The organism is Cohnella silvisoli, from assembly GCF_021190915.1.
Taxonomy (GTDB): domain Bacteria; phylum Bacillota; class Bacilli; order Paenibacillales; family Paenibacillaceae; genus Cohnella; species Cohnella silvisoli.
Map to the genome: position 1 here is coordinate 166,853 of NZ_JAIOAP010000006.1, position 16,409 is coordinate 183,261.

Here is a 16,409-nt window from a genome sequence, read left to right on the forward strand (position 1 = left end):
TGATTTTGTCGCGCTTGCCTTCTTCCTAAGGCCAGAGCCATGATGCATCAGCTTTTTGCGCTTGTGCAAACGTTTGTACAAATCAGCGCAAGAAACACTTAATCCGTTGATATCATGGCTTTTTCGGCATTTATGAAACAATGTAAGCGCTTTTGAAGATACCTTTATGATACTCTTTTCCGTTAACAAGTAAATCGTTTGCACAGATTATAATCAGTCGTTTTTTAACCATAATCCTGCTAATACTCTCGTTTTCTCATCATTTCATAAAAAATCAATTCTTGTGCAATCATGCCATGTGTGGCACAATGTTTTTAACTTATATTCACCATGTTAAAGCCTTTCATTTACTTCTACTTCAGGTTTGGATACGATAAAAATGTCAAATGAAGTGTAAAGGACGATCCCCACAATGTCGGTAACCATTAAAGATGTGGCCAAAAAAGCCGGAGTATCTCCCTCGACCGTCTCCAGGGTCATTGCGGAGCACCCTAGAATAAGCGTAGCAACGAGCAAGAGAGTCAAAGCGGTCATGGATCAGCTGGGTTACCATCCTAACTTGATGGCCAAGAGCCTAGTGTCCAGAACTACGCGGACGATCGCGGTTATTCTGCCTAAGCCGGCGGAAGAATTGCTGCTAAACTTCTTCTTCTATGAATTAATAAGAGGGGTTCTAGCCCAATTAACCCGTGCGGGATACGACCTGCTGATGGCGGGGGGAAGCAATGAGCAAGAGGAGCTGGATACGGTTGTCCGTCTTGTTCGAGGAGGACGAATCGACGGATTGTTGCTGCTCTATTCGCGTTCTTCCGACCCGATCATTCATTTCCTTAGAAAAGAGAACGTCCCCTTCGCCCTAATAGGCAGAAGCTTGGATTACGAGGACGTCCCTTCCGTCGATAACGATAACGTGCAGGCTGCCTATGACGCTACCAATCATCTGATCGCACAAGGCCAGAAGCGCATCGGATTCGTCAGCGGCCCTGCTAAACTGGCCATGACTCAGGACCGTATGACCGGATATACGAAGGCGCTTGCCGAGGCGAAGCTTCCCTTCAAGGAAGGCTGGGTCGTCGAAGGAGAGTTTCTGCTCGAAAGCGGCTACAGGGCGATGGCTTCCATTATGTCTCAGCCAGAACCACCTACCGCATTAGTCGTGATCGATGACGTCGTCGCGTTCGGTGTGCTTAAGGGCCTTGCCGAGCTAGGCTACCGGATTCCGCAAGACGTGGCTATCGTAAGCTTTAACAATATCGCATTGTCCGAGTTGACGATGCCGCCGATTACAAGCATAGATGTCGGAACTTACCAACTTGGATATACCGCATCGCAGATGGTGCTGCGCATGATCCAACAGGTCGAAATTACGGCCCGCCAGATCATCCCGCATCGGCTCGTCGTGCGCGAATCGTCGCTTAGAACGGTTACGTATAACTAAGAATGCTTACTTTTATATTCCTCTTTGGGAGGATGACCTGACGCGTGTCTTGCGCTTTGGGTCATCCTGTTTTATTTGGTCTAAATGCTTACTAAGACTGCACTTTAAACCATAGGTAAAGTGCTTTATACTTACATCTAGATCATTCTATGAATAATACGACTGCACCTATCGGAAAACCCTGTGGAGGCGAACTTTGTGAGCAAATACCATCCGTTAACCGAAAAAGAAGCGATTCAAATCGCTCGTACGATACCTGACTTCTTCGCAGCCGAAGGCGAGCTGGCAAGCCGCGAGATCGGCGACGGAAACCTGAATCTCGTATTCCATGTCAGTCAGCCCTCTTCCGGCCGCAGCTTGATCGTTAAGCAAGCTCTGCCGTACGCCAAAGTCGTCGGCGAATCATGGCCGCTAACGCTTGATCGCGCCCGGATCGAAAGCGAAGCCTTATTGATCCAAGATCGGCTTGCCCACGGGCTTGTTCCGAAAATTTATCACACGGACAATGAGCTGGCCCTTACGATCATGGAGGATTTAAGCAGCCATGTCATCATGCGTCAAGGCTTAATGGAAGGCGGCGTTTATCCGAAATTTGCCGATGATATTTCCGACTTCCTCGCCAAGACTTTGTTTTTTACTTCCGACCTCGGAATGAACCAACAGGAGAAAAAGCTGCTCGTCCGTTCTTTCGCCAATCCCGAGCTTTGCAAAATCACCGAGGATTTAATCTTTGACCATCCTTACACGAATGCGGATACGAACAGCTTTGACCCTCATCTGCAAGAAGATGTCGACCAACTGTGGTCCGACACCGCGCTGCATCTTGAAGTCGCGATTCTTAGGGAGAAATTTCTGACCCACGCGCAGGCGCTGCTGCACGGCGATCTTCACACGGGCAGTATTTTCATAACGCCGGAATCGACGAAAGTCATCGATCCCGAGTTCGCGTATTTCGGCCCTATGGGCTTTGATATCGGTGCTGTGCTGGCTAATCTGCTTCTTCACTTCGCGGCTCAAGAGCATTGGTCCGCCGATGAAGCAACCCGTCAGACTCGCAGGCAATATCTTATTCAAACGATCCGGGACATATGGGAATCCTTCGAACGAAAATTCCGTACATTGTGGAATGAACAAGGAGTCGATCGGGTCGCAAACGCTCCAGGTTACCAGGAAGATTATGTGCAGAGGCTGCTTCGGGATACGATTGGATTTACGGGGGCCAAAATGGTTCGGCGTATCGTAGGTCTTGCGCATGTCGCCGACATCGATCGAATTCCCGATCCGGCCGTTCGCGCCAAGGCGCAAAGAATCGTGCTCGCGATCGGCACGAAGTTAATAAAGAGCAATCGCAATGCTACATCTATCGAACAATTGATAGATATCGCCGAAGCGGCTTCTACATTATAGAAATTCAGGATTGAGAGGAGAACGCACGATGAGCAAGGAACAACAGCTAGAGAAATCAGAAGTATTACAATCGCTGCGTTGGGAAGACGACGCTTTATCCTTACTGGATCAGCGACTGCTTCCAGAAGAGTCGATTTATTTGCGGCTGACAACCCCGGAGCAAGTATGGGAAGCGATTCGGGAACTCAAAGTCAGGGGAGCGCCGGCGATTGGTATCGCGGCCGCTTACGGGGTAGTGCTTGGAGTTGACGATTTTGCCGGTTCTGCGCAGGATTTAGTGGCAGAAGTCGAACGGCATGCGGAATATTTGGCAACATCACGACCTACCGCCGTTAATTTGTTCTGGGCGCTTGATCGGATGAAAGCACGTGCGCGAGACTTGCTGCAGTTGGGTTCAACTACGACCGAAATGGTTAAAGCTTTGTTAGAAGAAGCTCAACTCATCCAAGCGGAAGATGAAGCAACGAACCGCCTTATTGGAGAGCATGCCCTCACCTTGTTCAAGGACGGTATGGGCGTGCTTACCCACTGCAACGCCGGAGGGCTGGCGACTGCCAAATACGGTACGGCGCTTGCTCCTTTTTACTTGGCGCTTGAACAAGGGATACATCTGAAAGTATTCGCGGACGAAACGCGTCCGGTGCTGCAAGGCGCGCGTCTGACCGCCTTCGAGCTTCAGCAGGCGGGAGTCGATGTTACGTTAATATGCGACAACATGGCCGGCCACGTCATGTCCAAAGGCTGGATCCAAGCCGTCATCGTAGGAACGGACCGGGTAGCCGCAAATGGAGATGTCGCGAACAAAATCGGTACGTACAGCGTGGCTGTTCTGGCCAAAGCCCATAACATTCCTTTTTATGTAGCTTGTCCGCTTTCCACTATCGACTTATCGACGCCGACAGGCGCCGATATTCCAATCGAAGAACGCCATCCAGACGAAGTGTCATTCGGGTTTGGCAAACGTACCGCTCCTCAAGGCGTCGCGGTTTACAACCCGGCTTTCGATATTACTCCGAACCATCTGGTAACCGCCATTATTACGGAGAAAGGCATTGTTACGGCGCCTTACGATCAGAAACTAAAGCAGCTTTTCAACAACTAATTTTTACCGACTGCGGTCAAGAAGCAGCCATCGCCATTAAACGGATTGCTTCCTGACCGCTCATTCCAACCTTAATTCCTAACGCCGCCGCGGCATCTGTAATGGATTCGAGCGGTGCGTCCAGCAACTGCTGTATCGTTCGAACACCGACTGCCCGACCCGCAATGATTTCCCGATCTTTAAGCCTTTCGTTAAGCAGTTGCACATCCAGTGCTCCGCACATGATATAACCATCGCCTGCCGTAACCGCCAGAAGCGTTGTTTTCGGCAAAAGCACCTCTACTCCGACTGCCGCCCATTCATCCACTTTAAGCGGAATAACTCTTACCATGCATACCACCTCCCTGCCGTTTGTTCGGCATAGGTTCATGCAATATAGAATATGCGCCATAAGTATCATTTTTCAGGGCATTTCACCCCATAGGACTATATTGGGCAACATAATCATGATATCATTAGGAAACAAGGCATGGTTTTAATGAACTACGCAATGGAGGCCTCTGCATGAACCGATCGAATAAAACTTCCGATGGCTCCTACTTATTCCAAGTGGACATTAACATTTCTGCCCCCAATAAGGGTGCAGCTTTAGAACAATTGCTTCGCGTATTGAACAGCGCGGATTTCGTCGATTACCGCATTGGATCAGGCATTCAACCAGGTAACCTTGTCGAAGAGCCCGAACCGGTTACTCCTCCGAAGAAAACAGCCGCCAAAACGCCTGCTCAACCTAATCCGTTAGAGCTTCGCATTCGCGAATATATCGGGAACAACAAACTCATTCGCTTGAATATTAACAAAGGCCGGGGTGTGAAGATGAGCATTCCTTGCCGGGTCATTAACTTCGATGCAAGCAACCAGTTGCTTACCGTTTATCACGTGGACGAAAAACAGGTATACAGCTTTGGCTTAAACGAAATCGACGATTTCGTAGATTAACCCCTAAGAGCCTGCCGTTGCTGTCCTATACATATTGATGGGGAGTGCGGGCCGATTAAGCTTTTCCCGAAGCAGCTGCAGAACGCCAGAACCCGGCAACGGCGGACTGCCGAAGTAACCTTGCATCTCGTCGCAGCGATGGGAACGCAGGAAGTGAACTTGATCCTCCGTCTCAACTCCTTCGGCGATGACTTGCAGCTGAAGGTTATGCGCCATCGCGATAATCGCCGCGACGATTGCCGCATCATTCGGATCTTGTTGAATGTCTCTGACGAATGAACGGTCTATCTTCAGCCTCGCGATCGGAAGGTTCTTCAAGTAGTGAAAGGAACTGTAGCCGGTTCCGAAGTCGTCGATGCTAATATTCACTCCCAAGCACGTTAATTCCTTCAAGCAATGGGAAGCGCGTTCGACGTCCATCGTCATGCTCTCGGTGATCTCGATTTCCAGATAACGGGCATCCAAGCCTATTTTCTCTAAAATATCGGCTACTTTATCGGTTAAATTACGCTCGGAAAACTGCCGGAAAGACAAGTTAACGGATACCGGGATGCTTGGCATACCTTCGTCTTGCCAAGCCTTGTTCTGCCTGCAGGCTTCCTCGATGACCCAATTGCCAAGCGGCACGATAATCCCGCTTTCTTCGGCCGCCGGAATAAATTCTGCGGGAGGAATGAGACCGCGTTCCGGGTGCAGCCAACGGATCAATGCCTCCATGCCGACGATCTGACCGGAGGCCAAATCGTACTGCGGCTGATAATAAAGCATAAATTCTTTATTCGAGAGCGCTCGCCGCATTTCATGCTGCAGGGTCAATTTCTTCAAGGCTACATGATCCATATCGCTGGAGTGAAGCAGATAGTGGTTCTTGCCGGTTACTTTAACCCGATGCAAAGACGTATCCGCTCTCTTTAATAGGTTCCCCGCGTCTTCGACTCCATCTTCGCGCACGGCAACGCCGATGCTTACCGTGATATGAACCGGAACTCCGTTCATTTCGAACGGCTCTTCCAATACGGACATCATCTTATCTAAACGCCCTGTCACATCTTCGTCATCTTCTATGTTGTCCAAGCAGGCGGCGAATTCATCGCCCTCCATTCGCGCCAAGTCGCCAGGTTCCGGCAAACATCGGGTAAGCCTTTCCGCGATTTGAAGCAGCAGCATGTCTCCGAAATCCCTGCCGAACGAAGCATTGACCAATTTGAAGTGATCCACGTCCAAATAACATACGGCGAGCCGCGCTCCGGATTCACGCGAAGCTTTCAGCTTTTGTTCCAGCCGATTCATGAAAAAACGACGGTTCGGCAAGCCGGTCATATCATCGTAATAAGCCATATGCCGAATTCGATCCAATGAACGTTTACGGTCGCTAATATCTTGTATGAAAACCAATATCCCGATGATTTTGTTTCTCCTGATCAGCGGCGATGTATAAATATTCAAGTCGATCGAATGACCTTGCTTATGTAAGACTTTGATTTCCTGCGAGCATTTCTCGCCCTTAAGCGTCCGATGGAACAATTGAAAGGTTAGGTCATGCGAGCTATGATCCACCATCGCGGTGAACGGCTGCCCCGTCATCTCTTCCTTGCTAAATCCGACCATATCCGACGGATCGCGGTTAATATCAAGAAATCGACCTTGCCGGTCAATGACCGCGAAAACGATCGGGCTGTTATTGTATAAAGAGTCGAGCAATTCCATTTGATAAGATGGAGCAGAAGATGTAATCTGTTTACGTCTGCGAGCGAATAACCGGCCCAACAAATTCACAAGGCGACGTCCTTCCCCCATACTTGGAAATAGTTTTCATCTTATGCTTATTTTTATTATAGAACAATCTCCGAAGATGTATAGTATTTTCCATTTTTTTCACATTTTCTTGGCGTTGCGCGCGGAAAGTGCCATACAGATCCAGCCTGCGATAAATGCGACCCCGCCGATTGGGGTTATCGCCCCTAACACCTTTTCTCCGCTAAGTGCCAAAGCATAGAGACTGCCCGAAAACAGCACAATACCAATTAACATCAACCTAGCCGCCCACGTCGCCAGTTTCCGAGACGGCAACCGATCGATCAATAGGGCAATCAACAAAATGCCGACTGCATGGAACATTTGATATTGAACGCCAGTCTGATAAACGTCCAGCTCGTCAGCGGTCAAGCGGCTCTCCAAAATATGCGCTCCGAATGCGCCAAAAACAACCGACAACATAGCGGTAAGGGCTCCAATTTTTGTATACTTATTCATGCAGGGTAAAACCTCCTTGTGTAAGTGTCATTCGAAACTTTAACTATCATAACGTTAATGGGGTGGATTGTCATGAACGAACACGGTAATAATAATGAACATTTTGAAAACCATAATGCCTTTTCCTCGGTTCCGGATGACGTTCCATTAAAGCATAGCGGTCTCGGAATCGCATCTTTTATTTTGTCCCTAGTTAGCTTGGTTTCTTTCGTTGTTCTCACGATTGTCATCGGAATACTGATCTCCAAAGCCATAGATTTCTCGGCGATCGTAGATCAAAACGGGAACCGGACGATTACCGATCAAGAGATCATAAATAAAGTCCAGCCGTTAATCGGCTACCTCGTCTTGTACCCCCTCATTCTCGTCATGGAGGTCATCGGACTCATATTGGGTATCGTCGCCCTTGCGCGGAGAGGCTATAAGAAGGTGTTTGCGGTAATCGGTACCGTGCTGAACGGCTTAGCTCTCCTGAGCGTATTTCTTCTCATGGTTATCGGGTTTCTCGCCGCCTAGCTGGAAATACAAAAAACAGCGGCTCCGCGCAACGCGGTAGCCGCTAAAGGTATGCGAATGGATACTCTACACCTATTTCCAGAAAAATAATCCGATTCGGACTACCGCTTCATCGTCGACGATAATGACCTTGTACATCGGTGTCCCTCCTATTTCGGTTTATTTTACGATTATCGTCGTGCGGCTATGGCCTTCTTTGGTTTTACTGACTTCCAATATGGCGGGAAATGCTTGTTTAAGCTCCTGTACGTGCGAAATGACGCCTATCATTCGACCGGTGCGCTGTAAATCGATCAATGTCGTGATCGCTTTATTGAGCGAATCTTCATCGAGCGACCCGAAGCCTTCGTCGATAAACATCATCTCAATGGAGACGCCTCCCTGATAAGCTTGGATGACATCCGTCATGCCTAACGCGAGGCAGAGCGATGCGTTGAACTTCTCTCCCCCGGACATAGACTTTACGTCCCGGTTCTGGCCGGTGTACGCATCGTAGACGTCTAGCCCAAGACCGCTCTGCTTGCCCCGCGTTTCCAGACGGTCGCTGCGCTGCAGCATAAACTGTCCATTGGACATGTCGTTAAGTCTAGCATTCGCTGCTAGAAGAATCTGCTCTAGAAACTCGATGAGAATATAACGCTCGAATGAAATCTTAAGCGCATTATCGCCTTTAAGCATCTGAAAAATATCGGACACCTGCTGTTGTTTGAGCTCCAGTTCGCGGAACTGCTCGGACACTTTCGCAATGGCGTCAAGAAGCCGCTGCGCTTCTTGTTTGTACCTTAGTAACGTTAGAAGCTCTGCAGTGATTTGCTCCAGTTGGCCTTTTAACTCCGCCATTGCTTCTTGAAGCAATCCGATCTCCGGCCTTGATTGGCCGATCAATTCGCCCTCCAGCCCGGAAATCTGAAGGTGGATTGAGGCGAGCAACGATTTAAACTCGTCGATAAGCAGATTAAGGTTGATTCTTTCGGCTTCAAGCAGCTTGGATGTTTGATAAGCTTCCGGAGTCGCAAATCCGGATCGCGCCAACTCTTCGTCGAACCGTTCACGGATTTGCTTGCAGTGCTGCTCCGCCTCTTCCAACTGGTTGGCGATTTGCGTCGCGTTCGTCTTCTCTTCGATTAAGCGAGCTTGCAACTGCTGCAGCTGTCGCTGCGCCTCTATCCAATCGTCATTAAGCTTCTTGGAGAAGGCAGCCTGCTCGTCGATTCGCGCGATTAGCTGATTAGGTGACCTTAGCTTCTCAGGAATCCTGCTCAGCTCATTGTCCAGCAACGACTGCTTGGTGCTTCTATCAATGGACAAACGGTGCTGGAGCACAAGCAACTGCTCTCTGTCCGCTTGAAGCTTCTCCAATTGGACATCTAGCCGATCTGCTTCTACCCTTAGCGGTTCCAGATTATCCTTCTGTAGTTGCAGTCGATCCTTCTCCGCGCGAATCGACTTGCCGTCCGCTTCTGCCTGGATGAGCTGTTCCGCATACGACTCGGAAGTGATTCCGAGATCGGACATCGTCGCCGTCCGTTCATTTTTGCTCATCCCCGCAGCCGCCGCTTGCGCTCTTGCTTCACTGAGTTCCTGCTCGGCTGTGCGAAGCCGTTCTTTAGTCGCCTGAAGCACTTCGCGAGAAGGGACTTCAAGGCTCACTGCCGCTTTGGCCGGATGCTGCTCGCTTCCGCATACCGGACAAGGCTTGCCGTCATGAAGATGGTTCGCAAGCAAACCGGCTTGCCCTTCAAGCCATAGCGATTCTTGTTCATCGTGCTTCGCTTTTATAATGCTAAAGTTGAGTGCATGGCTTTTCTCGAGTTCAACCATTTCGCCAAGCCGAAGCTCTAGATTAATCATTTCCTTTAACCATTTATATTTTTCTTGCAGTCTCTTATATTGATCCTGTACGTCCGGAAGCTTCGCTGCTTCCGTCTCGGCAAGCTTAAGCTGCTCGGCTTTGTTTCGTTTCTCTTCGCGAAGCGAAACGAGCATGCTCTCGGCGGACTCGCGCTTAGTCGAACACGATAGCTCTTCCGCCAGAAGCCGTTCTACTTCTACCCTTCGCTCCTCGAGCGTCATGACGGTCGGCTTAAGTTCCGTCAGTCGCGCCAGCTCCCGATCAGCTTCCTTACGCTCCGATTCGCGGGATTCCTCGGCACGGAACCGCTGCTCGGCCGCCGTATGTCCGAGCTCCGCTTCCGCCACTTCCAACAACTTCCGTTCCCGCTGGCTTCGCTTCAACTCTAATTGGCGCGCCGCCGCGGTCGCTTGCTCCTCGTATGGCTCGATTCTGGCAGCCTGCTCCGCTAGCCGGACAATGCGTTCGCTTTCAGCCACCTCGGCTTTGCGAGATTCCAATTGCTCTAGTTGAGCGCGTTTTTCCTCAAGCTGCGCGAATTTTGTGTCAAGCGCCAAAGCTTCGCGAAGAGCCGACTCTTTCCCGCTTAAGCGCTCCGCAAGCCCCGATTTTCTTCGCTCAGTCTCGTCAGCCTGTTCCTCATAGTACGCGATTTCCTGAACCAAACCTTCCGTTACTTGAGCCATGCTGCTATATTCTTGCTGAAAAGTAACCGAAAGCTTGCTTCCCTCTCGCAGCGGCAACGTCTCCTGCGCTTGCTTCACATAAACGTCCTGCGTCGCCTTTGCCTGCTTAAGCGCATCCTGAAGCTCCCGGTTTCGTTGCTGAAACCGATCCTCGATCTTCTGATACAATCCCGTTCGGAAAATCCGCCGCAAAATCTCTTCTTTATTTTCCGTATCGGAAGTAAGCAGCTTGCGGAATTCCCCTTGGGGCAGCATCACGATCTGGCTGAACTGCTCCTTCGTCAGGCCGATAACCGATTCCATCTTCAAATTAACGTCAGACACGGTAAACCGGTCGACACAAGGAACCTCCGTGCCCGAAGTCGTCTCGTAAAGCTCGGCTTTGCCGCCCGTCTCGCTTTTGTTGGAACCCTTGCGATGCGCCATCTGACGGAATACTCGGTATGTACGCTTCCCTACGGAAAAATGATAATCGACCGCCGTATAAACTTCGTCGTCCGCGAAGTGGCTCCGCAGCATTCTCGGCTCCGCGCGATCTTCCCCGCTGGCGCTGCCATACAACGCGAAACATATCGCATCGAATATCGTCGTCTTCCCCGCACCGGTATTGCCGGAGATGACGAATAGCCGCCGATCCTCCAGCAAACCGAAATCGATCGTCTCCGCGTCGCGATAAGGTCCGAATGCAGTCAAACTCAATCGAATCGGCTTCATACCGCTCCCCCCTCTTCGCGCAGCACGTCCGAATAGGCTTCGGCGAATAGCTTATGTTTGTCATCGGATAGAGGTATTCCTTTTACTTCTTGATAAAAGGCAGCGAATAACCCGACCGGGTCGGCTTCCCGCCGCGTCGTGTTCTCACCGGTTCCTTCCGCAGCCTCGCCGACCGAAACCGTCACTTTACGTTCAACATGAAGAGCATTCGGGTATACGGCACGAACCTTTTCCATAGGAAAAAGAACCGGGTTGTCATTCAGCAGCGTCACGAACACATAATCCTCGCATACGGCGTGCTGTTCGATTTCCTCGATGGGAGCAATGACGCGGCGCATGTCGCGAAGGGGGATCAACTCTCTTTTGTCCACGTTGACCGTTCCCGCTCCATCGATCTCTACGACCAGAAACCCTTTACGATGAGTTTCCTCGGATATCGAATACTTAAGCGGCGAGCCGGAATACCGGATCGTCTCATCCGACACATGGTGCGCCTGATGCAAATGACCGAGCGCCGTATAATGGAATGCTTTGAAATACTCGGAATGGACGTACTCCGCCCCGCCTATGGAAAGCGGTCGTTCGGACTGGCTCGTATTGTCCTCGGGCCTCGCGCCCGGGGTTACGAAAGCATGTCCGACGAATACGTGCCGTGCTGCCGGGTCCTTGGACTGTTGGATTGTGGTTACGATTGCTTTCATTGCATCGTCATGGGAACGGATTTCCTCGTCTCCGAACGTATAGCGAACTTGCGCTGGATCCGCATAAGGTACGAGGTGGAAATGAACTTCTCCATGCTCGTCCCGGAGCACGACAGGCTTAAACGTCGGCTTCAACTGACCGACCAGATGCAGCCCTCTGGCTTCCATAATTCCCGTTGCAAAGTCGAGCCGATCCGGACTATCGTGGTTACCCGAGATCGCTAGCAGCGGCGTATTGAGTTCGATGACTATTTTCTCGAACAGCTCGTCCAATAGATCGACTGCATCCGTCGGCGGTATCGCCCGATCATACAGATCCCCGGCGATGACAACGGCGTCCGGCCGCTCCCTCTCAACCGTCTCTACCAATTGTCGCAGCACGTATCGCTGGTCTTCCGTCATATATACGCCCTGAACGAGCTTACCTAGATGCCAATCGGCTGTATGTATAAATTTCATGAGGCCTTTATTCCTCCCAAACAATCATAAATTTGCAATTAATATACTTCTATTCTAATCTATCATTTTACGAATTGCAGTTCCATTTTGTCCCTCAATTAATATAGAATATTAGTAATTGATTTCTAAATACGAAAGGTTGATCCCCTCTTATGTTAAACCCTCAACTAGTGAAACCTTATATTCTGCACGAAGATCTCCAGGTTGTCAATTTCGCAATCAAGTATTTTTCGGAATCCTATCTTTATGATGAAGAGCTACTCCCGCTAGTCTTGAAAAGATTAAGAAAAGTGAAATCAGGCGAAACGTTCTACATTCACCATGCTTACGACTTCCCCCATACCCCAAATACGTTATCGGATATTATGGATCTTATGAATTCTAACCTAGTCGATGCGCAAACCCAGATTCATTTATCTCAAATTCTGCTAAACGCTGATACTCGCTTGTTGGAATCCATTCTTCTTGACCTTTCCGCATACTCGGACAAGCTGGCGCAAGCAGCCAAAGAGAAAATTGAGCTTGCCAAATGTCCAGATGAGCAATTGGTGGAATTGTTCGGTACCTTTATCGAGCAAGCAACAGATAAATATTACAATGAAATCGACGTTCGCTACGGGGAATCGCTAGTTAAGCACATAGCTCGAAGGGGCTCAATATCTGAGAATTATGTATTGGATACGTTAGCTTCCTTTCATCCTGATAACAGCTATGGCTATAAAGCTATTTTTTATTCCAAATTAGCCGGTGAGATGCGCTTAGCTTCTGCCATTCCCTTTCTTAATAACTTTATGTCTTGGGATGAAGACGTCTTGCCTGATGTTGCTTCAAAAGCGTTGATTAAGATTGGATCGGAAGATGTCATTCATCAAGTCGCAGATCTATTTGCTTCTCAGTCCGACGGATATTATCGCTTGTTTGCCTCCGATATTTTCGGCCATATTAAATCGACTTCATCCGAAGACGCGTTGTGCAAGCTTCTCGAGCAAGAAGAAGATGTGTCTATCGCAACAATGCTGGCCGATGGATTATGCCAATTAGGTTCGAGATCGGCAATTCCGATCGTATTGAAACAAATTCAAGATGGATATGACTCACAAGTCCTTGACCTCAGGGAGTCATTATACGTAAATTGCATTCTGAATGAGGTTGATTTACCTGAGTTCGGAGATTGGAAGAGGGCATTCCAAAAGGAAGATCAGGAATGGAAAAGAAGGTCTGCAGGATTCTTTGGTACGCAGATTACAAATAAAGAAACAAAGATCGGGCGTAACGATCCCTGCACATGCGGGAGCGGTAAGAAGTATAAGAAATGCTGCGGGGCAAATTAGAACACCAATTAAAACGGCTTTACATTCCTTGGGACTGTGAAGCCGTTTGTAACGATACACTTATTCTGTCGACTTGATTCCTATTGTTAGCTTTTCATTACTCTTTGTTAGAGCGCGTTTCGCGCTCTTCTCACGGCGCTCTTCATAAATCTCGTGGAGCCATTGTTTAACGGGGGCTTTCCATAGCTGGTTTTTGGCTGGTATATTTTTAATGAGACTTAACGGGTTAAGACCCATCTCCTTAGCAATACGAATATCTTCCTCATTCAGCCGACACTTCAGTTTCGCTTCTTTCCACTGTTCTGCTTTCTTTTCCTTATTTGCCATGTATCCATACTCCTCTTTCCCTTTGTCCTCAAAAATCACCATGAGCTTTATTTCAATGAACACGACTTTTGAATTTTATCATAGATCCCATGATTAGTCCTACGAATTCAATCTCGTCCGCTATTTATGCACACATCGTTTGGCTGCGCTTGAATATATTGATTAGTACACATCCTTCAAATAATATAGCGACAGGGGGTTGCCCATGCACAGTCATCATCCCTCGTTTATTTTATCCCGTGAAGATTGGTCCTTGCACCGCAAAGGTTATCAGGATCAAGCGCGCCATCAGCAGAAAGTACGCGACGCGATCAAACAAAATTTGCCCGATCTTATTTCCGAAGAAAACATCGTCATGTCCGATGGGCGACAGATTATCAAGATCCCCATTCGCAGCTTGGATGAATACCACTTTGTGTACAATACGAATAAGAAGAAACACGTCGGCCAAGGCGACGGGGACAGCCAAGTCGGTGACGTCATCGGAGTCGATCCGACCCCAGCCGGCGGCAAAGGCGAAGGTGCGGGGACCGACCCAGGAGATGACGTGGTCGAGGCCGAGATTTCGATCGCCGAGTTGGAGACGATGCTGTTCGAGGAGCTTGAGCTTCCTTACTTGAAGCGCAAGGACAAGGAGCAGATCGAAGTGAAGGACGTTCGGTTTACCGACGTGCGGCGCAAAGGCATCATGTCCAACATCGACAAGAAACGGACGATTCTCGAAAACCTGCGGCGCAATTCAAGGGACGGCAAATCCGAGATTGGCGGAATTAGCCCGGACGACCTTCGGTTCAAGACTTGGGAAGAAATCGTTAAGCCGCAAAATAACGCGGTTATTTTGGCGATGATGGATACTTCGGGGTCGATGGGAAGCTTCGAGAAATACTGTGCTCGCTCGTTCTTCTTCTGGATGAGTCGGTTTTTAAGGCGACAATATGAAAAAGTGGACATCGTCTTTATCGCACACCATACGGAAGCAAAGGAAGTCACGGAGGAAGAGTTCTTTACCCGTGGCGAAAGCGGGGGAACGATCTGCTCGTCCGCTTACGTTAAAGCTTTGGAGATTATCGACAGCCGCTATCCTCCATCTATGTACAACATCTATCCGTTTCATTTCTCTGACGGGGACAACCTGACGAGCGACAACGAGCGTTGCGTCCGACTTATTAAAGAGCTGCTCGAGCGCTCGAACATTTTCGGTTATGGGGAAGTGAACCAATACAATCGGAGCAGCACGCTGATGTCCGCCTACAAACATCTGGAGCATCAGCAGTTTCTGTATTACGTGATTAAGGAGAAGGGCGAGATTTATAATGCGCTCAAGACGTTCTTCCGGAAACGGCAGAGTACTGCATAATAAAAAATCCCGCTGTGAATGCACAAAGTGTGCATCCGGCGGGATTTATTTTTCACCTGGAAACATGATAGCAATAATTGTTATTCGTTCATTGGTATTCAAAAAATATACTCTAAATTTCTTTATAAGCACCCGTGTCTATATTGAACAAGTTTTTGCCTCACCCGAGGGAGCCAGTTAACTTCACGATCTTCACGATCAACCATTATCTAAAATCCTCTGGGGAGAGGGATGTCAACAAATCGGATGTAGACATTCCGAGTCTCGCTTTGTATTCCTTCATACTTTCCTCGATCATTTTTCCCAACTCCGGATTAGTTTCAACATCTGCAAGAACTGAACGCTGTTCTTCCTCTTGCAGAACTAAAGTGAACTTCCCTTTGCCCGGAACGTAAAACTGACAAACGGAATTGTCGTGATCCATGTTAGAGATGAAGCCCATTAACTCTTCTGATGAATGAACTTTTTCCATGTTCCTCGTCACTCCAATCACTTTCCTTCTATGCTTTAATAATACCACAAGAAGCACTTAACATGTCTAATGGGTACTTATAGTCAATTATGGCACACCCAACTCGATGGGTTCCTTCGAATACTGCACGAGCTCGTTCTTCTTCTGGATGTCCCGCTTCTTGCGGCGGCAATACGAGAGAGTCGACATCGTCTTCATCGCGCACCATACGGAAGCAAAGGAAGTCACCGAGGAAGAGTTCTTTACCCAAGGCGAAAGCGGGGGAACTATCCGCTCGTCCGCTTACATTATAACTTTGGTGATCATCGACAGCCGATACCCGCCGTCCATGTACAACTTCTATCCGTTTTATTTCTCCAACAACCTGATGAGCGACTACGAGCGTTGTGTGCGCATATTAAAGAATTTCTTTTGGAAACGGGAGGTGATCGGGTAAAAAAAGCGATCTTCCCGGTCGCGGGAGGATCGCTTTTTATCAAGGGAATCTTTCTTGCCTACTTCGTTGTTTTTCAATCAAGTAACGGTCACCAATGGCCGACACCCCGTTTTCTTCACGCCAAAAATCCAAGCTAATTAGCGACTGCAGCGCTGTCTGCTTCCGTGACTTCGTGTTTAAACTCCCTTGTTGTATCATGCTTAAATTCAGACAACTCATTTTTTATATCTGTAGTATCAGCCTCTACGCTGGCTATCTTTCCAATTAAATCGGTTAGTAAAGTTTCAATTCGGTCTAACTGATTACTCATCGAATCGCCCCCATTTAGATTATTGTACATGAAGGGCACTTTTACTTAAACAAACATCGAACGACTCCTTATCCACTATTTCCCACACAACAAAACGCCGCATCCTCTC

At 48.7% G+C, this 16,409-nt stretch carries 15 protein-coding genes and 1 pseudogene; 8 read left to right on the plus strand and 8 right to left on the minus strand.

Annotated elements, in window-relative coordinates; translation table 11 throughout:
• Positions 1-412: 412 nt before the first annotated feature.
• The 3 genes from K7P76_RS13540 (at position 413) to mtnA (ending at position 3,947) form a co-directional block, all read left to right on the plus strand.
• Entirely contained in the window at positions 413-1,438 is a 1,026-nt protein-coding gene (locus tag K7P76_RS13540; RefSeq protein WP_232185832.1) for a LacI family DNA-binding transcriptional regulator, read from the plus strand.
• A gap of 198 nt (positions 1,439-1,636) precedes the next feature.
• The gene (gene mtnK, locus K7P76_RS13545) at positions 1,637-2,845 is read left to right on the plus strand and encodes an S-methyl-5-thioribose kinase (RefSeq protein WP_232185833.1); all 1,209 of its coding nucleotides are present in this window, start codon (positions 1,637-1,639) and stop codon (positions 2,843-2,845) included.
• Positions 2,846-2,873: 28 nt separating this feature from the next.
• Positions 2,874-3,947: an S-methyl-5-thioribose-1-phosphate isomerase gene (mtnA, locus tag K7P76_RS13550; protein WP_232185834.1), complete on the plus strand. Its 1,074-nt coding sequence runs from the start codon at positions 2,874-2,876 to the stop codon at positions 3,945-3,947.
• Positions 3,948-3,963: 16 nt separating this feature from the next.
• On the opposite strand, the gene K7P76_RS13555 is transcribed toward mtnA, so the two are convergent.
• Positions 3,964-4,278, minus strand: a complete 315-nt coding sequence (locus K7P76_RS13555) for a YunC family protein (RefSeq protein ID WP_232185835.1) — start codon at positions 4,276-4,278, stop codon at positions 3,964-3,966.
• A gap of 173 nt (positions 4,279-4,451) precedes the next feature.
• On the opposite strand from K7P76_RS13555, the gene K7P76_RS13560 reads away from it, so the two are divergent.
• Complete coding sequence (locus K7P76_RS13560; RefSeq protein WP_232185836.1) at positions 4,452-4,886, plus strand: hypothetical protein; 435 nt, start codon at positions 4,452-4,454, stop codon at positions 4,884-4,886.
• Between the two features lie 3 nt (positions 4,887-4,889).
• On the opposite strand, the gene K7P76_RS13565 is transcribed toward K7P76_RS13560, so the two are convergent.
• Together K7P76_RS13565 and K7P76_RS13570 are read right to left on the minus strand one after the other, a co-directional pair.
• Entirely contained in the window at positions 4,890-6,662 is a 1,773-nt protein-coding gene (locus K7P76_RS13565) for a putative bifunctional diguanylate cyclase/phosphodiesterase (RefSeq protein WP_232185837.1), read from the minus strand.
• Between the two features lie 99 nt (positions 6,663-6,761).
• Complete coding sequence (locus K7P76_RS13570) at positions 6,762-7,139, minus strand: DUF423 domain-containing protein (protein ID WP_232185838.1); 378 nt, start codon at positions 7,137-7,139, stop codon at positions 6,762-6,764.
• Positions 7,140-7,211: 72 nt separating this feature from the next.
• Between K7P76_RS13570 and K7P76_RS13575 the strand changes: the two genes are divergently transcribed.
• Positions 7,212-7,655: a hypothetical protein gene (locus tag K7P76_RS13575; protein WP_232185839.1), complete on the plus strand. Its 444-nt coding sequence runs from the start codon at positions 7,212-7,214 to the stop codon at positions 7,653-7,655.
• Positions 7,656-7,814: 159 nt separating this feature from the next.
• Here the strand turns inward: K7P76_RS13575 and K7P76_RS13580 are convergent, their stop codons facing one another.
• Together K7P76_RS13580 and K7P76_RS13585 are read right to left on the minus strand one after the other, a co-directional pair.
• Positions 7,815-10,907: an AAA family ATPase gene (locus K7P76_RS13580; protein ID WP_232185840.1), complete on the minus strand. Its 3,093-nt coding sequence runs from the start codon at positions 10,905-10,907 to the stop codon at positions 7,815-7,817.
• Entirely contained in the window at positions 10,904-12,067 is a 1,164-nt protein-coding gene (locus tag K7P76_RS13585; RefSeq protein WP_232185841.1) for an exonuclease SbcCD subunit D, read from the minus strand. The genes K7P76_RS13580 and K7P76_RS13585 overlap by 4 nt, the downstream gene beginning before the upstream one ends.
• A gap of 152 nt (positions 12,068-12,219) precedes the next feature.
• Between K7P76_RS13585 and K7P76_RS13590 the strand changes: the two genes are divergently transcribed.
• Positions 12,220-13,398: an SEC-C metal-binding domain-containing protein gene (locus K7P76_RS13590; RefSeq protein ID WP_232185842.1), complete on the plus strand. Its 1,179-nt coding sequence runs from the start codon at positions 12,220-12,222 to the stop codon at positions 13,396-13,398.
• A 60-nt stretch (positions 13,399-13,458) separates the two neighbouring features.
• On the opposite strand, the gene K7P76_RS13595 is transcribed toward K7P76_RS13590, so the two are convergent.
• Complete coding sequence (locus K7P76_RS13595) at positions 13,459-13,725, minus strand: hypothetical protein (protein ID WP_232185843.1); 267 nt, start codon at positions 13,723-13,725, stop codon at positions 13,459-13,461.
• A gap of 205 nt (positions 13,726-13,930) precedes the next feature.
• Here K7P76_RS13595 and yhbH point away from each other — a divergent pair, with 205 nt between their 5' ends.
• Positions 13,931-15,082 carry a sporulation protein YhbH gene (yhbH, locus tag K7P76_RS13600; protein ID WP_232185844.1) on the plus strand — a complete coding sequence of 384 codons (1,152 nt, stop codon included), beginning with the start codon at positions 13,931-13,933 and terminating at the stop codon, positions 15,080-15,082.
• A gap of 205 nt (positions 15,083-15,287) precedes the next feature.
• Here yhbH and K7P76_RS13605 read toward each other — a convergent pair whose 3' ends face one another.
• Positions 15,288-15,554 (minus strand): hypothetical protein, encoded by a 267-nt coding sequence (locus tag K7P76_RS13605; RefSeq protein WP_232185845.1) that lies wholly within the window; start codon positions 15,552-15,554, stop codon positions 15,288-15,290.
• Between the two features lie 73 nt (positions 15,555-15,627).
• Between K7P76_RS13605 and K7P76_RS13610 the strand changes: the two are divergent.
• Positions 15,628-15,987, plus strand: a pseudogene (locus K7P76_RS13610) (DUF444 family protein); the annotation flags it as partial.
• 136 nt (positions 15,988-16,123) lie between these two features.
• On the opposite strand, the gene K7P76_RS13615 reads toward K7P76_RS13610, so the two are convergent.
• On the minus strand, positions 16,124-16,300 hold the full coding sequence (locus K7P76_RS13615; RefSeq protein ID WP_232185846.1) for a hypothetical protein: 177 nt from the start codon (positions 16,298-16,300) through the stop codon (positions 16,124-16,126).
• Positions 16,301-16,409 lie beyond the last annotated feature (109 nt).

Excerpts from the sequence above, each read along its gene's own strand:
- K7P76_RS13575 (WP_232185839.1), top strand. The coding sequence starts at position 7,212 with ATGAACGAACACGGTAATAATAATGAACATTTTGAAAACCATAATGCC.
- K7P76_RS13560 (WP_232185836.1), top strand. The coding sequence starts at position 4,452 with ATGAACCGATCGAATAAAACTTCCGATGGCTCCTACTTATTCCAAGTG.
- K7P76_RS13555 (WP_232185835.1), bottom strand. The coding sequence starts at position 4,278 with ATGGTAAGAGTTATTCCGCTTAAAGTGGATGAATGGGCGGCAGTCGGA.
- K7P76_RS13605 (WP_232185845.1), bottom strand. The coding sequence starts at position 15,554 with ATGGAAAAAGTTCATTCATCAGAAGAGTTAATGGGCTTCATCTCTAAC.
- K7P76_RS13615 (WP_232185846.1), bottom strand. The coding sequence starts at position 16,300 with ATGAGTAATCAGTTAGACCGAATTGAAACTTTACTAACCGATTTAATT.
- mtnA (WP_232185834.1), top strand. The coding sequence starts at position 2,874 with ATGAGCAAGGAACAACAGCTAGAGAAATCAGAAGTATTACAATCGCTG.
- K7P76_RS13580 (WP_232185840.1), bottom strand. The coding sequence starts at position 10,907 with ATGAAGCCGATTCGATTGAGTTTGACTGCATTCGGACCTTATCGCGAC.
- K7P76_RS13595 (WP_232185843.1), bottom strand. The coding sequence starts at position 13,725 with ATGGCAAATAAGGAAAAGAAAGCAGAACAGTGGAAAGAAGCGAAACTG.
- K7P76_RS13540 (WP_232185832.1), top strand. The coding sequence starts at position 413 with ATGTCGGTAACCATTAAAGATGTGGCCAAAAAAGCCGGAGTATCTCCC.
- K7P76_RS13585 (WP_232185841.1), bottom strand. The coding sequence starts at position 12,067 with ATGAAATTTATACATACAGCCGATTGGCATCTAGGTAAGCTCGTTCAG.
- K7P76_RS13590 (WP_232185842.1), top strand. The coding sequence starts at position 12,220 with ATGTTAAACCCTCAACTAGTGAAACCTTATATTCTGCACGAAGATCTC.
- yhbH (WP_232185844.1), top strand. The coding sequence starts at position 13,931 with ATGCACAGTCATCATCCCTCGTTTATTTTATCCCGTGAAGATTGGTCC.
- K7P76_RS13570 (WP_232185838.1), bottom strand. The coding sequence starts at position 7,139 with ATGAATAAGTATACAAAAATTGGAGCCCTTACCGCTATGTTGTCGGTT.